Genomic DNA, 16557 nt, shown 5'->3' on the forward strand with positions numbered 1-16557 from the left:
GCCGGATCACGCTGCCACCGCCGGGGCGGCCGACAGCAGCGGCAGCGAGACGAGCAGCTGGAAGCCGTCCGGCGGGGTGCGGACCGCGGTCACCGTGCCGCCGAGGGCCGTGATCCGCTCCGTCAGCCCGATCAGCCCGCCGCCGAACACGATCTTGTCCGAGGCGGGGACACCGTTGTTCGTCATCGTGAGCGTCACGGCGTCGGCGCCGGTGCGCAGGGTGACGACGCAGGTGCGGGCCTCGCTGTGGCGCAGGAGGTTGGTGGTGCCCTCGCGGACCACCCACCCGAGCGTGCCCTGCAGCTCCGCCGGGAGGGCGCCGCCGTCGCCGATGACGCGGCACTCGATGCCGGCGGAGGCGAGCAGCGCCCGGGCGCCGGCCAGCTCCACGTCGAGGTCCGCGGCACGGTACCCGCCGACGACGGCACGCAGCTCGGTGAGCGAGTCCTGGGCGATGCGCCGCACCTCCAGCATCTCCGCCACCGCCTCCTCGCGGCCCCGGCGGGCGAGCTGCGCGGCCAGTTCGGACTTCAGCGCCACGACGGACAGCGTACGGCCGACCACGTCATGCAGGTCGCGGGCGAACCGCAGGCGCTCCTCGGCGACGGCGAGCCCGGCCTGCACGTGCCGGGCGCGGTCCAGCTCGCGGACCACGCCGAGCATCCACAGCGACACCCGGTACGCACTGACGATCGGGACGAGCAGGGCGCCGAGCGCGATCGCCGCCCCGGCGCTGCTGGTGACGGTGCTGAAGAGGCAGCTGCCGACCACGACGGCGAGCACGACCCGGGGCCGGACGGCGGCGCACAGCGCGGTCACGTACGTGACGACGAGCACGATGAGGATGGCGGTGGCGGGACCGTCGGGCCGGCCCGGGGTCGCGTGCGGGTAGGCGAGGAAGCCGAGCGCCATGCCGGCGACGGTCAGCGCGCCGCCGGCGAGGATCAGGCCCGTCGGGCGGGGCCGCAGCCCCAGGTACGAGCCGATGCCCGCGTGCACGAGCAGCAGGCACACGACGGTGTGCACGACGAACCCCGCGACGACGACCCCGAGCGCGGTGCGGCTCACCTCCAGCTGCACCAGGAAGCCGATGAGCACCGGCGACAGCGTGAGCTGGCCGTAGAAGGAGCCCCGCACGTACCACTCCAGCCGCGCCGCCTGGCTGCGCCGCCGCCACCACCCGATCAAGACCCCGAACCCCCATCTGCGACTAACGCCGCGGTGACCAGCGGAACCAGCGTCGCACGGCCACCCAGCCGAGCACGGTCCACGCCGCCAGCAGCCCCGCCGGCGCGGCCGCCGCCCCGAGGACGCCGAGGACGCCCGCCCCGGGCCTGCCGAGCCAGCCGAGCCGGACCAGCTCCAGCGTCGGCGACAGTGGCAGCCACCGTAGCGCCTCCGCGACCGGCCCCGGCAGCTCGTCCAGCGGGACCGCGAAGCCGGCGCCGGCGAGGCAGACCAGCAGGACCGGCAGCGTCGTCACCTGCGCCAGCTCGACGGTGCGGGTGAAGGTCGTGCTCACCGCGGCGAGCAGCGCGAACACCACCGTCCCGAGCAGCACCCCGAGGAGCAGCACGGGGGCGTTGACCGGTGCGGGCAGCCCGAACGCGGTCGCGCCGACGGCGACGAAGAGCGCCATCTGCCCGAGCGCCACGGCGACCGCGGGGCCGGCGGTGCCGGCGAGGATCTCCAGGTCGGTGAGCACGCCGACCCGCAGCCGCTGGAGCACCAGGTCCTCGCGGCGGGCGACGTAGGTGCTGACCAGCGTGTAGTACAGCACCCCGACGAGGACGAACCCGAGCATCCCGGTGACGACCGCCGTGTCACCGCCGGCATCGCCGCCGGACGCGAGCAGCCCGATGATCATCACCGGCACGAGGACCGAGTTGAACACGGCCATCCGGTTGCGGGCGAGGAGAAGCAGTTCGGACCGGACCAGATGCGTCATGCCGCACCCGCGATCGACAGGAACGCCTCGTCCAGCGTCGCGGACTGCGCGTCGAGCCCGGTGAGCGTGATGCCGTTTGCAGCGGCCCAGCCGAGCAGCGTCGTGAGCGCCGTTTGCAGCTGCTGCGTGTGTACGAAGACCCGCCCGCCGGTCAGGTCGTAGGCGCCGACCACGTCCGGCAGCGCGTCGAGGGTGACGCCGGGCGGCAGGTCGAAGGTGATCCGGGCCGGGAACGCGGCGACGACCTCGGCGACGGAGCCGGTCGCGACCACGGTCCCGGCGCGCAGGATCGCCACCCGGTCGGCGAGCTCCTGCGCCTCCTGCAGGTAGTGGGTGCTGAGCAGGATCGTGACGCCGTCGGTGAGCAGCCCGCGCAGCAGCCGCCACGTGTCGTGCCGGGACTCGGGGTCCAGACCCGTGGTGGGTTCGTCGAGGATGAGCAGGTCGGGCCGGCCGACGACGGCGACGGCGAGGTCGAGACGGCGGCGCTCGCCGCCGGACAGCTGCCGGACCCGCACGTCCGCGCGGTGCGCCAGGCCGACGAGGTCCAGCGTGTCCGCGACTGGCCGGGCCCGCGTGCCGAACGTGCCGGCCCACATGCGCAGCGCCTCCGCCGGCGTCAGGTCGGGTGGGAAGCCGCCCTCCTGCAGCATCACGCCGGTACGGGCCCGTACTGCGGTACGGTCGCGGACCGGGTCACGGCCGAGCACCCGTACCGTACCCGCGGTCGGCCGGTCGAGCCCCTCGACCAGCTCGAGCGTCGAGGTCTTCCCGGCGCCGTTCGTGCCCAGCAGCGCGAACAGCTCGCCGCGCTCGACGTCGAAGGACACGCCCCGCACCGCTTCGAACGATCCGTAGCGGCGGCGCAGCTCGTACACCTGGACCGCCGCCGTCACGAGAGGAACCGCATCTCGGGGAACGCCGCGCACGGGCCGTCGAGCAGGGTGCCCCCGCGCCCCGACAGCCAGCGGTCGGCCCACGCCAGCAGATAGGCGCGCTGCACCCGCACGGAGCGCTCGCCGTCGATCGTGCCCAGCTGCCCGACGAGGTCCTCCGCCGGGATCCCGGCCTGCGGGAGCAGCACCTGGTAGTCGGTGAACGACATGTGCCCGGAGTCGCGCAGCTGCAGCTCCAGGCGCGGCCCGCGCAGCACCGCCCAGAACGCGGCCCAGGTCTCGTCGCCGGCGCGGCCGTGCCCGTCCGACCCGACGAGGACGAACGGCCGGTCCAGCCCCTCGGTCATCACGCGGCCCGACATGGCGCCGTCGAGGTTCACGCCGGCCTTGACGCGACGGTCCTCCAGCATGGTCTCCGCGGCGGTGGTACCGCCCAGCGAGTGCCCGATCATCCCGATCGTGCGCTGGTCCACGGCGTACCAGAGACCGCTCGGCAACGCCCGCTGGGGACGGGCGAGCCAGTCGAGGACGAACCGGGTGTCGGCGACCCGGGCGGCGAGGGCCTTCGCGATGAGCCGCTCCTCCTCGCCGGGCTCGCCGGTCGGCGGCGGCACCGCGCTCCTGGCGACGCGCCCGCCGGGGAACTCGACGAGCGGCGAGTCGTGCGTGTGGTCGATGGTGACGACGATGTACCCGTGGCTCGCGAGCTCCTCCGCGACGGCGGTGCTGGCGGTCCGCTCGACACCGAAGCCGGGCGAGTACAGCACGACGGGCCACCCGGCGCGCGGGCCGGGCAGCGCGGGCGCGCCGAGCCGGGCGTGCGTGAGGGGCAGCTCGTAGCCGGAGCCGGGCGGGTTGAGCAGCGCGGCGAACGCCGGCGACACCCACGGCGCGAGCGGCAGCCGCCGCGCGTCGTGGGCGGGGTACCACAGCTGCACCATCAGCTCCCGGACCCGCTCCGCGGGCACCCACGGGTCGGGGCGGGACCGGTCGACGAGGTGCAGCGCGACGGTGCCGATGCGGTGGCGCCCGGTCGGCGCCGGCAGGACCAGCCTCACCGGTCCGGCGGCGAACGCCGGTGCGGGGACGGCCGCCACCGCAGCCGATGCCGCCGCCATCAGTACGACTCTGCGTCTCATATGGACAGTCTTCGTGCCCCCGTGCCGCTCCCGTAGTGCCGTCACACATCGGTTGCGGTGCACCGTGCACGCCCGGCCGGTGACAATTGTCAGACGGCACGTCTCCCCGTTCGCTCCCGTTCCGCACCCGCGACGGGAAGGGATCGGCTCAGGAAGACCGGGCCGGCACCGATCAACGGACCATGTCGGTGAACGCGAGTGAGCGGCCAGCGGAGCGGCTCGGGCCGCGGACCAGCGATGCAGGTGTGGCTCAAGCCGACGCCGGAGCGCAGCGGAGGGGGCGGCTGGAGCAGCACGAAGGCGAGTACCGCGCCCGCCAGATCAGGCTGGGCACGTGGGTCGGCGTCGCGGTGATCGCCATCGGCGCGGTCCGGGTGCACCTGGACTGGCAGGGCGGGCCGCTGCTCGTCGCCGCGATCGCGTTCGTGGGCGTCGCGCAGGCCGCGATGGCGCTCCTGCCGTGGCGCCGGCTGGTCGACCGGCCGTGGCTGCCGCGCGCGCTGATCGCCTGGTGGCTGGGGAACCTGGCGGTGCTGCTGGGGTTCACCGCGTACGACGTCGCCGCGCTCGCCATCTACCCCGCCGGCGTGACCCTGATCCTGGCGTCCACCGCGGCGCTCGCCTCAGAGCGGGCCGTCATCAGCATCGGCGCGGCGTCGCTGGTCGGGTACGTGTCGCTGGTACTCACCCGGGACCGCCCCGTCACCGGTACCCTCGCCGCGCTGAGCCTCGCGCTGATGGCCGGCGTCATGTGGTTCTGCGCGCGGACCGCCAGCAACCGCCGGCGCCTCGACGCGGCCCGGCTCAGCGCCGAACGGCGGATCGAGGCGCTGCTGGAGAACTCCTCCGACGCGGTCATCGCCGTGCTGCCCCGCGGCGGCGTCACATACTGCAGCCCGTCGGTGCGCACCGTGCTCGGCTACGAGCAGGGGTTCGTCACCAGCGACCTGCTCATGGACATCACGCACCCCGACTTCCTGCCGGTGGTGATGGAGTGGTGGTTGAGCGTCGCCAACGGCGCCCCCGGCTCCTCCGCGCGGGTCGAGTCACGGATCCGGCGCGCCGACGGCGCCTGGATCTACGCCGACGTGATCGGCACCAACCGGCTGGACGACCCGTCGCTGGAGGCCGCGGTCATCAGCATCAGGGACATCACCGAGCGCAAGGAGCTCGAGGAGGAGCTGACCCGGCAGGCGTTCGCGGACTCGCTGACCGGCATGCCGAACCGGGCCCTGTTCCGCGACCGGCTCGAGCACGCCATCGCCCGCAACCGGCGCGGCGGCGGGCGGATCACGCTGCTGCTCGTCGACCTCGACGACTTCAAGCTCGTCAACGACAGCCTCGGCCACAACGCCGGCGACCAGCTGATCGCGTCGACGGCGCTGCGCCTGCACCAGCAGCTGCGGTCCGCGGACACCCTCGCCCGGCTCGGCGGCGACGAGTTCGCGATCCTCGTCGAGGACATCAACGAGTTCGAGGCGATGGACCTCGGCGACCGGCTTCTCGCCGCGATCCGCCGGCCGCTGCGCCTCGGCAACCGCGAGGTCGTCTGCTCGGCCAGCATCGGCGTCGCGACCGCGAAGGCGAGCGAGGGCGAGGACGGGCCGGACCCGGGTGAGCTGCTGCGCAACGCGGACCTCGCGATGTACGCGGCGAAGGCCGCCGGCCGGGACCGCTACGCGCTGTTCGACCCCGCCATGTACGCCGAGATCCTCCGCGAGGCCGACGACCGCGCGGAGCTGGAGCGCGCGCTCGCCGACGAGGAGTTCGTCGTCTACTACCAGCCGATCGTGGACCTGCCGACGAGCCGCCTCATCGGCGTCGAGGCACTGGTGCGGTGGGAGCACCCGGTGCGCGGGCTGGTCGGGCCGAACGCGTTCATCCCGCTCGCCGAGTCGACCGGGCTGATCGTGCCGCTGGGCCGGTGGGTGCTGCGGCAGGCGTGCCAGCAGCTCGCGCAGTGGTGCGCGGAGTTCCCCGAGTCCGCCGGGCGGATCCGCATGAACGTGAACCTGTCGGCGCGGCAGTTCCAGCACGAGGGGCTCGTCGAGGAGGTCGGGCAGATCCTCGCCGAGACCGGCATCGACCCGCACCAGATGGTCCTGGAGATCACCGAGTCGCTGCTGATGCAGGACACCGACTCGACGATCGAGACCCTCGGCCGGCTCAAGTCATTGGGTGTACGGCTGGCGATCGACGACTTCGGCACGGGCTACTCGTCGCTGTCGTACCTGAAGCGCTTCCCCGTCGACATCCTGAAGATCGACCGGTCGTTCGTCGACGGCATCGACACCGAGAACGGCGACGCGACCCTGGCGGAGGCCGTCGTGCAGCTCGGCCGGGCCCTGCAGCTGCAGACGGTCGCCGAGGGCATCGAGACGCAGGAGCAGTGGTCGACGCTGCAGGACCTCGGCTGCGAGTTCGGGCAGGGCTACCTGTTCGCGAAGCCGGGCGCCGCCGAGGCGATCTCATCGATCCTCGGCGACGCCCGTAACAGTAACTAGCCGCCCCACCGCTGCGCGGCGGGTCCCGCCGGGGATTCTCACCCCGGACCCCAATGCGCCGCGAGCGGCGCACTCAAGCCCTGTGCTCGTCAGGCGGGGATGTTGAACGGGTCCCCGTACACCTTCCAGCTCAGCGGCGGGTTGAGGTCGAAGTTGCGGTTGTTGAGGAAAACCCGCTGCGCGGTGTCGACCCGGCTGGTGTCGCTGTGCGCCTCCTCGGTCTTCATCGCCGCGACCCGCGCGTCGAGGAAGGCGTTGAGGTAGGTGAACTCGTCGCCACCCTGTGCGGGGGTGCGGGCCTTGGCCATCGCGGCCCGGCGGATGCCGCCGAAGCTGACGGCACTGTCGCCGGGGCCGTGCATGACGATCGCGTCGTAGTAGGCGAACTGACCCAGGGCCCGCAGGCCGTCGGCCTTCGCCTGCTGCACCGAGGGGTTGAAGTAGACGCGGTCGCGCTCGTCGTTCTGCGCGGTCTGGAAGGCGGGGTCGGCCGCGGCGGTCTTCCAGTCCCGGGTGAAGTTCGGGTCGAGCCCGGCGTGCGAGTCGGTGCCGTCGACGTTGCGCAGCGCCGGCAGGTACTTGGCGAGCACGTTGCCCGGGACGCGTTGCGCGTAGAGCTGGACCAGCTCCAGCATGTCGCCGGTGCCGGAACAGAAGCCGATGATCCCGGCGGTGTACCCGCGGCCGTCGCCGATGTCCTCGATGTACTTGTACTGCGCCTTCCAGTCCAGCGAGGAGTTCTCCGCGCTGGACACCAGCTGCATGGCGATGTCCTTCTTGCGCGGGTCGGTGAGGTCCTTGCCGGCGCTGGGGCTGCTGCTCGGCGTCTTTGACGGCGTCGGGCTGCTGCTCGGGGTCTTCGACGGCGTCGGGCTGGCGCTGGGCTGGGTGCCGGGCGTCGTGCCGTACACCTTGAACTCCCACAGCGAGTAGCCGTAGGTCGTGCCGCGGGCGGTGCCCAGGACCCGGACGTAGCGTCCCGTGCCGTTCAGGCCGGTGAGGTCGTCCGTCGCCCCGTTGCCGGTGGTGGTGCTGAAGATGGTGGTCCAGGCGCTGCCGTCCGGCGAGGTCTGGATCTGGTACGCCTTGGCGTACGCCGCCTCCCAGCTCAGGTTGACGTGCGTGATCGTCTTGGCGGCACCGAGGTCGACGCGGATCCACTGCGGGTCGACGCCCTCCGCGCTGGCCCAGCGGGTGCCGGTGTTGCCGTCGACGGCGTTGCCGGGGCCGAGCGAGGACAGCTCGTCGGACGACGACGTGGCCGGCCTGCCTTGTGAGAGCAGGCTCTCCGTGGCCGCCTCGGCGCCGTAGGTGGTCACTGCGACCGTCACCCCGCCGATCAGCGCGACCGCGGCACCGATGCCGACCAGCCTGCCGGGAATCTTCACGAGGCCTCCCTCTCGTTAGATAGGTAACTTACCTGACAGATAATCTGATTCGAATCCTTCGATGTCAAGGTGCCTAAGCCAGACTTCAGACTCCGTTAGGCCAGGAAACGTGTAACCCGTGGGTTACACTTCTCGGCGTGGACGACGTGGCGGAGGCGATCGCGGACCCGGTGCGCCGGGCGATCCTCGAGCTGCTGCACACCGGCGGCGCCGCGCCGGCGGGCCAGGTCGCGTCGGCGATCGGCGCCCGGTTCGAGATCAGCCGCCCCGCCGTGAGCCGCCACCTGCGCGTGCTGCGCGAGTGCGGCCTGGTCCGCGACACCCTCGAAGGCCGGCGCCGCGTGTATTCCCTGGACCCCACCCGGCTCGGCGAGCTGACCGGCTGGCTCGCCCGGTTCACGGCGCCCCCGATCTGGCAGCAGCGGATGGACGCGCTGGAGACCGAGGTGTACCGCACCCGCCGCGACCGCCTTCGCAACCCACCCATCGGAGAGGAACGCACCGCATGAGCCCGACCCCCACCGGCCGCTGGGTCCCCACCGCCACCGGCGGCGAACTGGTGATCAGCCGCACCTTCCGCGCCCCGATCGAGGACGTCTGGGCCAGCGTCACCGAGTCCGACCGCACGGCGCGCTGGTTCGGCCCCTGGAAGGGCGACGCCCGTCCCGGCGGCCGCATCCAGTACCAGATGATCCAGGAGGAAGGAGCCCCCTGGTCCGAGGCGCGGATCGAGGCGTGCGAACCCCCACGGCGGCTCGTCCTGACCGACTCGATGGCCCACCTGGAGCTGCGCCTGTCGACCGTGGACACCGGCACGCTGCTGGAGCTGGTCCACCACCTGCCCGGCCCCGACGGCGTCGGCGCCGGCGACTACGGCCCCGGCTGGGAGTTCTACCTCGACGCCCTCGTGGCCTCCCGCGACGACACCCCGATGCCCGACTTCAACGACTACTACCCGTCCATGAAGCCATACTTCGAAGCCCTGCTCGAGTGATGTCTCCGGCGTCCTCCTGACCTTCACCTGCTGTTGTCATCGGCGGCCGCGGCGCCGACTTCTTCACCGACGTGCCGCCGGACCTCATGGACGCGGTCGACAAGGCCGACTCCGCCCAGGTCCTCACCGAACTCATCCAGTCCCTGTCCACCCCCCGCGTCCCCGCCTGACCCCACTCACCGCACCCCGGCTCCGCCGATGGGCCAACCCACCCACTCCGACGCCGCCCCACCCAGCCCGGCCGCCGGCGCACCGTTCAGCGGAATTCAGGCAGACCGCAGAAACACATTCCCGAACGCTGGCGAATACAGCAACGGTGTCTGTCGGCGGCGGAAATCTGGTGGCGTCGGCGGAGCATCTGGGTAGGGTCGGGCGATGCCCGAGCTGGAGCGGTCGGATGCCGGTCATGCCCCGGCGGTGCTGGACTTCGAGTTGGCGAACCGGGCGTATTTCGCTGCCTCGGTATCCGACCGGGGCGACGACTTCTTCGACCGGTTCGCCGACCGGTACGCCGGCTCGCTGGCCGAGCAGGAGGCCGGCGTGTGCGCCTTCTATGTGCTCGTCGGCGAGGGTGGCTCGGTGGTGGGCAGGTTCAACCTGTACAACATCGACGGCCGCGTCGCGGAGCTGGGCTACCGGGTCGCGCAGCATGCTTCCGGCCGTGGCGTGGCGACCGCAGCCGTCCGGGAGCTGTGCCGGCTGGCGGCGGCCCGGCACGGGCTGCGCACGCTGCGGGCGGCCGCCTCCCACCAGAATGTGGCGTCCCGGAAGGTGCTGACCAAGGCCGGCTTCGCCCCTGCCGGTCCGGCCGACCCGGCACACCTCGGTGGCAAGGCAGGCACCTGGTATCAGCGCGACCTGATGCTCGAGCCGCGCCTGTAGCGGTGCTTGAAGGGCGCGGAGACGCCTGCGGGGAAGGGCGTCAGGAGGCGTTGACGTCGCTGGGGCGCATGAGGCGTTCCCAGCCTGCGTCGGCGGACATGCCGTAGGTGCGCAGGGCGGCGATGGGGTCGGGTTCGGTGGGGTGGTCGGCCGTGGGGAGGGAGACGCAGAACCTGGTGCCGCCGCCGGGGTTGTCCTCGACGGCGATCGAGCCGCCGTGGCGTTCGACGATGCGGCGGCAGATGGCCAGGCCGAGGCCGGTGCCGCCGTAGTCGGCGGGGCGGGCGCGGTAGAAGGACTCGAAGACGCGGGCCTTGTCGCCGTCGGGGATGCCGATGCCGCGGTCGGCGACGACGAGGACGATGCAGTCGGGGTCGGACACGGCGGTGACCTCGATGTGCGGGGTCTGGCCGGCGGGGGTGTACTTGATGGCGTTGCCGATCAGGTTGTCCACGACCAGGCGCAGCAGGCCCGGGTCGGCCTTGATGTGCGGCAGGTCGCCGATGTGGATGCGCGGCGTGGGTGGGAGGGCGACCGTGGACGCCTTCGCCAGTTGCATGGGCGGGGCGAGGGCGGTGCGGTCGGCGACGACGGACGCGACGACGGCGCCCAGGTCGACGTCGGTGAGGTTGAGCGGCGCGTCGCGGGCGGTGGTGTACGCGAGCAGGTCGTCGATGATCGACCGCATCCGGATCGCGCCCTGGCGGACCCGCTCGACCGCGACCTTCGCCGTGTCGGGGCGGCGCGGGGCGGCCTGAGCGGCGTCGGGGCCGGAGCGCACGGCGCCGGCCGAGAGCGCGTCGGCGGCGACGGCGGCGAAGCCGTGCACCGCGGTCAGCGGGCTCTTCAGGTCGTGGGCGACGACGGCGGCGAACTGGGCCAGCTCCGTCTCGTACCGGCGCAGCGCCGTGATGTCGTGCAGGACCGCGACCGCGCCGCGCGGGCCGCCGCCGGAGCGGTCCAGCGGGCGGGCGCTGACGCTGACGAGGATGCCGTCGGGGTGGGTGGGGTTGCGGATCACCATCTCGACCCGGTCGACGGAGACGCCGCGCAGCGCCTTCACCATCGGCAACTCGGCGGCGGGGAACGGGGTCGCGCGGTCCGGCAGGTAGGCGCCGTAGTGCGCGGGCCAGTCCTCCAGCGTGTCGGGGTCGCCGGTGGTGCCGAGCAGCTGGCGGGCCGCGGGGTTGTGCAGCAGCACGCGGCCGTCGGCGCCGACGACGGTGACGCCCTCGGCGAGGCTGGTGAGGATCGCCTGCTGCAGGGCGGCCTGGTCGCGGGCCTCGCGCTCGGCGGCGCGCAGCTCGCGGGTCGACTCGTGCACCAGGGTCATCGCCTTCGAGCGGCGGGTCGACAGCAGGTACACCAGCAGCGTGACGAGGACGGTCAGCGCGGCGCCGGCGGCGGTCGCGACGAGGGGCCGGTCGGTGTAGGCGCCCGGCAGGTCGCGCGGGTCGGCGCTGACCTCCAGGTGCCACACGCGTTGCGCGATGCCGATGTCCTTGGCCCGGCGCAGGGCGTCGCCGGGCATGGCGAGGCGGTGCACGGTCGCGATCGGCAGGAGCCCGCCGCCGGTCTGGGTCGCCGACAGCGTCGCGGTGACCCGGCGGTGCAGCACCTCGCCGAGCGCCCCGCCGAAGAAGCCCTCGCCGCGCAGGCCGAGCACGACCCAGCCGCGCAGCGCGCCGTCCGCACCGGTGACGGGCGTGGCGAGGCTGAGCGTGCGCCGCTGCCCGCCGGCGATCAGTGCCGCGTTGGACACCGCCGCGTGTCCGGACATCCGCGCCTGCCGCATGACGTCGGCGAGGTCGGGGTTGTCGCCGAGGTCGCTGCCGCCCTCCAGCGGGGCGTTGCCGTCGAGCTGCCGCGCGTACACGCCGAAGTAGTGCTCCTGAATGCCTTCCGCGGGCTTGAGGGTGAGCCCGGTGGCGCCGGCGGCCCGCCACGCGTCCTGGACGGCGGCGACATCCGGTGCACCGGCCGGAACGACGAACACGAGGGCGGTGGCGCCGGCGAGCGACGGGATGCGGGACGTCGCCCGGTCGAACGCCTGCGGGCTCAGCCCGTCGTGCGAGCCGAGCGCGGCCGCCACGTTGTCGATGGTGTCGACGTACCGGCGGACCTCCCCCGCGACCGCCGCGGCCGCCAGATCCGACTGGCGTTGGATTGCCAGCTGCGCCGAGCGCCGCTCCTTGCCGGTGATGACGCTCGTGACGCCGAGCGTGACGAGCGCCCCGAGGACCAGGACCGCGGCGGCGAGCGCCATCGAGCCGTACCACCTCATCGCGGCCGCCGCATCGCCCGCACCACGACCCGCTCGCTGGGCCGCACCGTCCGCGGCAGCGCCACCCGCAGCTCGCTGTCGCCGGCGGCCACGCTGCCGCCGTGCTGCTCGGCGATCGCCCGCACCACGGCGAGTCCGAGCCCCACGATGCCGGCCGGCTCGTCGGCGTCGCCGGTGACGGTGACCCACGCGCCGGTGCCGTCGCCGCCGGTGCCGACCCACAGCTCGGCGCACCCGGCGAAGCACCCGGCGGCATGGTTGAGCAGCGCCACCAGCAGATGCTCCAGTTGCCGTGGATCCGCCTGTACGACGCAGCTTCCGGCACTGTCCGCGCACCGCACCGCGGGCTCGCCGGGTCGCGCGTGCGCGGTGTGCGCCCGCACCGCGTGCTCGCACAGGCGGGCCAGGTCGACGTCCTCGACCACCAGCCCGTACGCGCCGGCGTCGACGGACGCGATCAGCAGCAGGTCGTCGATCAGGCTGTCGAGGCGGTGCACGCAGGAGTTGAGCATGGTGAGCATGTGCCGCTGCCGCTCGGTGAGCGGGCCGGCCTGCTCCAGCACCTCGCTGTAGCCGCGGATGCCGGTGAGCGGCGTACGCAGCTCGTGCGACAGCTGCCGCAGGTACTGCGGCTGCACCGCTGCGGTCATCCTCGCGGCCTCCAGACTCGAACCATCCGGAACCACCATAGTTGAGCCAATTTGTCCATATACTCGGATCGGATGCTTCACATGGGAACGGGAGGTCGGTGCTCGTGTCGACGGTGCTCGTGGCCGAGGACGACCTCGCGATCCGGGAACTGCTGACGTTCCTGCTCGACACGTCCGGCCATCAGGTCATCGCCTGCGCCGACGGCGGCACGGCCCTGGACACGGCCCGCCGCGAACATCCCGACCTGGCGATCCTGGACGTCAGCATGCCCGGCATCAACGGCATCGAGGTCTGCCGCGCCCTGCGCGAGACCGCCGACACCGAGCTGATGCCCGTGCTGATCCTCACCTCCCACGGCCAGTGGCTGGACGTGAGCACCGGCTTCGACGCCGGCGCCGACGACTACCTGGTGAAGCCGTTCGAGCCGAGCGTCCTGCTGGAGCGCATCGAGACGCTGCTCTCCGAGGCCCCTGACTAAGAGCGACCGGCAATACCCGGCGCATCCCCTCGGTTGCCACCGCCGCCGGATCCCGGACCGGGTCGTGTTCGAGCACGTCATCGCCGCGCTGATCCACGGATCCGGGTATGAACGCGTCGCCTCGGACACCTGTTCTGACCGCACGATCCGCCGCCGTCTGCGACTGTGGGCCGACGCCGGTCTCGGTGAACAGGTCCACGAGCTGGCCCTGGACGCCTACGACCGGATGATCGGCCTGGACCTGGCCGACGTCAGCGCCGACGGCGCGATCACGAAAGCACCGTGCGGCGGCGACCGGGCCGGCCGTTCCCCGGTCGACCGCGGCAAAGGCGGCATGAAACGCTCGACCGGCGTCGACGGCTACGGCATCCCGCTCGGGATCATCGGCGCCACCGCCAACCGGCACGACTCCCCGCTGCTGCGCGACACCTTCGCCGCGTGCAGCACCCAGCTACGGCACCACTGGCCTGATCAGGTCACCGCGCATCTGGACCGCGGCTACGACAACAACCGCAGCCGTGACCTGCTCGACGAGCTCGGCTTCGACGCACAGATCGCCCGCAAGGGCGTGCCCGCCCCGGTCCAGATCGGCAAACGCTGGGTGGTGGAGCGGACGAACTCATGGATGAACGGCTTCGGCAAGATCCGCCGCTGCACCGACCGCAACGCCGCCATCGTCGACTTCTACCTGTACCTGGCCGCCGCCATCGTCACCGTCCGTCAACTCATCCAACGCGCCCGAACCCTGTACCGCTGGGACACCCGCCCCACCACCCGCAGACTCAAGTGACACCAATTGCCGGTCGCCCTAAGCTCCCCGCATGGGGAAATGGACCGGCCGCGCGGCGGCGTTCGCTGACAGCTACGCCCATCTGTGCGCGTACACGGCGCCGGCGCTGCTGTCAGCCGCGGGGCTCGCACCGGGGATCAGGCTGCTCGACGTCGGCACGGGCACGGGGACGGTCGCGGCGCTCGCCGTCGCGGGCGGCGCCACGGTGACCGCGGTGGACGCCGAGCCGGGCATGGTCGAGCTCGCCCGCGCGGTCGTGCCCGAGGTCCTCCACGCCGGCCTGCCCGACCTGCCGCTGCCCGACGCCGCCTTCGACGCGGTGGTCGCGAACTTCGTCGTCAACCACGTCACCGACCCCGGCCGCGCGGTCGCCGAGCTGGTGCGCCTGACCACGCCGGGCGGGCGGGTGGCGGTCACCGTGTGGCCGCACCCGTCGCCGCCGCTGCAGCAGCTGTGGAACGACGTCATGGCCGCCGTCGGGCTCACCCCGGCGCCGTCGATCATCCCGCCGTCGCTGAACTTCGCCCGTACCGCCGAGGGCGTCGCCGGCCTGCTCACCGGCGCCGGCCTGCGGGACGTCGCCTGCCACACGATCAGCTGGACGCACCGCACCGACGTCGACACCTGGTGGATCGGGCCCGCCAACGGCATGGGCGCCCTCGGCGAGGCGCTCGCCGGCCAGGACGCGGCGACGGTCGCCGCCGCCCGCAGCGCATACGAACGCCTCGCCGCCGGGTTCCTCGACGACGACGGCGCGCTCGCCCTGCCGACGGCGGCGCTCCTGGCCTCGGGACGCGCTCCGTCAGTCGTGCGCTAGCGCGAACCCGAGCCCCCGTCAGTCGTGCGCCAGCGCGAACCCGAGCATCACCGCGGCCGACACGATGACGTGGCCCGGGGCGAGGTCCTGGTCGGCGGCCTCGCCCGAGCCGCTGGCATGGCCGCGGTACCGGTTCACGCCCGGCGATTCCGGGTCGACGTCCTCGATGTGCAGCACCACCCCGACGCGGACACCGGCGGCCTCCGCGTACAACTCGGCCTTGGCCCGCGCGGCCGCGACGGCCTTGCGCCGCGCCTCGGCCCGCAGCGCCGGCTTGCCGGTGACGTCGAAGTCGACGCCTTCGATCTCGTTGGCGCCGGCCGCGACGAGGTCGACCAGCAGCTGCCGGCTCCCGTCGAGGTCCGCCGACTCGACGGAGAACCCGGCCACGCACCGGTAGCCGGCGAAGCGGCTGTCGCCGTCGACGTACCTCGTCGCCGTCACGAGGCTCAACCGGGACGCCTGTACAGCCGCATCGGGGATCCCGTGCCGACGCAGCACGTGCCTGACCTCGCCGACCGCGGCGCTCGCGCTGTCGAGCGCCTCCGCCGCCGTCTCCAGCGTCCGCACGACCTTGAACCGGATCCGGACCAGCTCCGGCACCGCCTTCACACTCGCCGCACCGAACACGCTGACACCCCACGGCTGCCCGATCGTCTGCATTCCCACCGTCCAATCTGTCTGGGACACGGTCCGAGTATTCGACGCCGCACCCACCCCCGCAGGTTACCCGCCGCCGTGGCGCGGGCGGCCACGCCGTCGTAGGGTGCTGCCATGCCCCGCCGCTGGATCGTGCCGCGTCGATGGCGGCCGCCCGCGGCGCGCGACACCGGGCCGACCGGCGCGTTCGTCGTCGCGCGGCGGCTGGCGACGGGTGGGCACGGCCCTGAGGACGTCATGTTCGACGTGTCGGGTGTCGTCGTCACCGGTACCGGTGACGGCCGGCTCCTGCGCCTCGGCCCGGCCGGCTCGCGCATGGTCGTCGCCGACACCGGCGGCCGCCCCCTCGGCGTGCAGCCGTGCCCCGACGGCAGCGTCCTGGTCTGCGACCACGACCGGGGCCTCCTGCGCGTCACCGCGGACGGCACGGTCGAGGTGCTCGTCGACACCGTGGACGGCGCGCCGCTCACGTTCGCCAGCAACGTCGTGCAGGGCGCGGACGGCACGATCTGGTTCACCACGTCGACGACCCGCTGGGACCTCGAACACCACCTCGGCGACATGTTCGAGCACACGTGCACCGGCCGCCTGATCCGCCGCGACCCCGACGGCACCGTCACCACCCTGCTGCACGACCTGAAGTTCGCAAACGGCCTGGTCCTCGTCCCCGACGGCTCCCTGCTGTTCGCCGAGACCGCCGGGTACCGCATCCGCCGCCACTGCCCCGACGGCCGGGTCGAGCCCTTCGTGGAGAACCTGCCGGGCTTCCCCGACAACATGAGCCTCGGCAGCGACGGCCTGCTGTGGGTCGCGATCGCCGCGCCCCGCAACCCGCTGCTCGACCGCCTCCTGCCGCTGCCGGGCCTCCTGCGCCTCCTGGCCTGGAACCTGCCCGCCGCGCTGCGCCCCAAGGCGACCCCGATCGCGTGGGTCATGGCCTTCACCCTCGACGGCCACCTCGTCCACGACCTGCGCACCACCGACGGCTCCTACGGCTTCGTCACCTCGGTCGCCGAACACGCCGGCACGGTCATCGCCGGCAGCCTCACCGCCACCGACGTCGCCGTCCTCGACATCCCGGCACAACCGGCCGGCTGAACAAAGCCGGCGCGGTGGAACGAGAACG

Annotated in this window: 15 protein-coding genes and 1 pseudogene; 8 read left to right on the forward strand and 8 right to left on the reverse strand. The window is 73.0% G+C overall.

All coding sequences use genetic code 11. The features are described 5' to 3' along the window. Positions 1-6: 6 nt before the first annotated feature. From ACQEVZ_RS50320 to ACQEVZ_RS50335, 4 genes are read right to left on the reverse strand one after another with little or no spacing between them, the layout of a single operon-like run. A complete protein-coding gene (locus tag ACQEVZ_RS50320) occupies positions 7-1188 on the reverse strand; it encodes a sensor histidine kinase (RefSeq protein ID WP_433382274.1) in 1182 nt (393 codons plus the stop codon). 22 nt (positions 1189-1210) lie between these two features. Then, a complete protein-coding gene (locus tag ACQEVZ_RS50325) occupies positions 1211-1948 on the reverse strand; it encodes an ABC transporter permease (RefSeq protein WP_433382277.1) in 738 nt (245 codons plus the stop codon). Further along, positions 1945-2844 (reverse strand): ABC transporter ATP-binding protein, encoded by a 900-nt coding sequence (locus tag ACQEVZ_RS50330; protein ID WP_433382280.1) that lies wholly within the window; start codon positions 2842-2844, stop codon positions 1945-1947. Before ACQEVZ_RS50330 ends, ACQEVZ_RS50325 begins: the two co-directional genes overlap by 4 nt. Next, positions 2841-3983, reverse strand: a complete 1143-nt coding sequence (locus tag ACQEVZ_RS50335; RefSeq protein ID WP_433382283.1) for an alpha/beta hydrolase family protein — start codon at positions 3981-3983, stop codon at positions 2841-2843. Before ACQEVZ_RS50335 ends, ACQEVZ_RS50330 begins: the two co-directional genes overlap by 4 nt. A gap of 245 nt (positions 3984-4228) precedes the next feature. Here ACQEVZ_RS50335 and ACQEVZ_RS50340 point away from each other — a divergent pair, with 245 nt between their 5' ends. Beyond that, positions 4229-6487 (forward strand): putative bifunctional diguanylate cyclase/phosphodiesterase, encoded by a 2259-nt coding sequence (locus ACQEVZ_RS50340; RefSeq protein WP_433382286.1) that lies wholly within the window; start codon positions 4229-4231, stop codon positions 6485-6487. Between the two features lie 89 nt (positions 6488-6576). Here ACQEVZ_RS50340 and ACQEVZ_RS50345 read toward each other — a convergent pair whose 3' ends face one another. Further along, positions 6577-7875 carry a chitosanase gene (locus ACQEVZ_RS50345; RefSeq protein ID WP_433382289.1) on the reverse strand — a complete coding sequence of 433 codons (1299 nt, stop codon included), beginning with the start codon at positions 7873-7875 and terminating at the stop codon, positions 6577-6579. Between the two features lie 137 nt (positions 7876-8012). Between ACQEVZ_RS50345 and ACQEVZ_RS50350 the strand changes: the two genes are divergently transcribed. The 3 genes from ACQEVZ_RS50350 (at position 8013) to ACQEVZ_RS50360 (ending at position 9751) form a co-directional block, all read left to right on the forward strand. Further along, a complete protein-coding gene (locus tag ACQEVZ_RS50350; RefSeq protein ID WP_344499352.1) occupies positions 8013-8384 on the forward strand; it encodes an ArsR/SmtB family transcription factor in 372 nt (123 codons plus the stop codon). Next, entirely contained in the window at positions 8381-8869 is a 489-nt protein-coding gene (locus tag ACQEVZ_RS50355) for an SRPBCC family protein (RefSeq protein WP_433382293.1), read from the forward strand. Before ACQEVZ_RS50350 ends, ACQEVZ_RS50355 begins: the two co-directional genes overlap by 4 nt. 375 nt (positions 8870-9244) lie before the next feature. Further along, entirely contained in the window at positions 9245-9751 is a 507-nt protein-coding gene (locus ACQEVZ_RS50360; protein WP_433382296.1) for a GNAT family N-acetyltransferase, read from the forward strand. Positions 9752-9791: 40 nt separating this feature from the next. On the opposite strand, the gene ACQEVZ_RS50365 is transcribed toward ACQEVZ_RS50360, so the two are convergent. Together ACQEVZ_RS50365 and ACQEVZ_RS50370 are read right to left on the reverse strand one after the other, a co-directional pair. After that, positions 9792-12035 (reverse strand): ATP-binding protein, encoded by a 2244-nt coding sequence (locus ACQEVZ_RS50365; protein WP_433382299.1) that lies wholly within the window; start codon positions 12033-12035, stop codon positions 9792-9794. After that, a complete protein-coding gene (locus ACQEVZ_RS50370) occupies positions 12032-12685 on the reverse strand; it encodes a sensor histidine kinase (protein ID WP_433382302.1) in 654 nt (217 codons plus the stop codon). The genes ACQEVZ_RS50365 and ACQEVZ_RS50370 overlap by 4 nt, the downstream gene beginning before the upstream one ends. A 104-nt stretch (positions 12686-12789) precedes the next feature. Here ACQEVZ_RS50370 and ACQEVZ_RS50375 point away from each other — a divergent pair, with 104 nt between their 5' ends. The 3 genes and pseudogenes from ACQEVZ_RS50375 to ACQEVZ_RS50385 all read left to right on the forward strand — a co-directional run bounded on the left by ACQEVZ_RS50375 (position 12790) and on the right by ACQEVZ_RS50385 (position 14771). After that, complete coding sequence (locus ACQEVZ_RS50375; protein ID WP_354896400.1) at positions 12790-13164, forward strand: response regulator transcription factor; 375 nt, start codon at positions 12790-12792, stop codon at positions 13162-13164. Between the two features lie 16 nt (positions 13165-13180). After that, positions 13181-13954 (forward strand): annotated as a pseudogene (locus tag ACQEVZ_RS50380) (IS5 family transposase); the annotation flags it as partial. A gap of 31 nt (positions 13955-13985) precedes the next feature. After that, positions 13986-14771 (forward strand): class I SAM-dependent methyltransferase, encoded by a 786-nt coding sequence (locus ACQEVZ_RS50385; RefSeq protein WP_433382306.1) that lies wholly within the window; start codon positions 13986-13988, stop codon positions 14769-14771. A gap of 18 nt (positions 14772-14789) precedes the next feature. On the opposite strand, the gene ACQEVZ_RS50390 is transcribed toward ACQEVZ_RS50385, so the two are convergent. Next, complete coding sequence (locus ACQEVZ_RS50390) at positions 14790-15461, reverse strand: SIMPL domain-containing protein (protein WP_354896406.1); 672 nt, start codon at positions 15459-15461, stop codon at positions 14790-14792. 84 nt (positions 15462-15545) lie between these two features. On the opposite strand from ACQEVZ_RS50390, the gene ACQEVZ_RS50395 reads away from it, so the two are divergent. Then, entirely contained in the window at positions 15546-16529 is a 984-nt protein-coding gene (locus ACQEVZ_RS50395; protein ID WP_433382309.1) for an SMP-30/gluconolactonase/LRE family protein, read from the forward strand. Positions 16530-16557 lie beyond the last annotated feature (28 nt).

It is taken from the genome of Dactylosporangium sp. CA-152071, assembly GCF_050936335.1.
GTDB classification, from domain to species: Bacteria; Actinomycetota; Actinomycetes; order Mycobacteriales; family Micromonosporaceae; genus Dactylosporangium; species Dactylosporangium maewongense.

What these genes read in the sequence shown, in the direction of transcription:
- ACQEVZ_RS50370 (WP_433382302.1), bottom strand. Translation starts at nt 12,685, where the DNA reads ATGACCGCAGCGGTGCAGCCGCAGTACCTGCGGCAGCTGTCGCACGAG.
- ACQEVZ_RS50355 (WP_433382293.1), top strand. Translation starts at nt 8,381, where the DNA reads ATGAGCCCGACCCCCACCGGCCGCTGGGTCCCCACCGCCACCGGCGGC.
- ACQEVZ_RS50395 (WP_433382309.1), top strand. Translation starts at nt 15,546, where the DNA reads ATGCCCCGCCGCTGGATCGTGCCGCGTCGATGGCGGCCGCCCGCGGCG.
- ACQEVZ_RS50325 (WP_433382277.1), bottom strand. Translation starts at nt 1,948, where the DNA reads ATGACGCATCTGGTCCGGTCCGAACTGCTTCTCCTCGCCCGCAACCGG.
- ACQEVZ_RS50335 (WP_433382283.1), bottom strand. Translation starts at nt 3,983, where the DNA reads ATGAGACGCAGAGTCGTACTGATGGCGGCGGCATCGGCTGCGGTGGCG.
- ACQEVZ_RS50385 (WP_433382306.1), top strand. Translation starts at nt 13,986, where the DNA reads ATGGGGAAATGGACCGGCCGCGCGGCGGCGTTCGCTGACAGCTACGCC.
- ACQEVZ_RS50360 (WP_433382296.1), top strand. Translation starts at nt 9,245, where the DNA reads ATGCCCGAGCTGGAGCGGTCGGATGCCGGTCATGCCCCGGCGGTGCTG.
- ACQEVZ_RS50365 (WP_433382299.1), bottom strand. Translation starts at nt 12,035, where the DNA reads ATGAGGTGGTACGGCTCGATGGCGCTCGCCGCCGCGGTCCTGGTCCTC.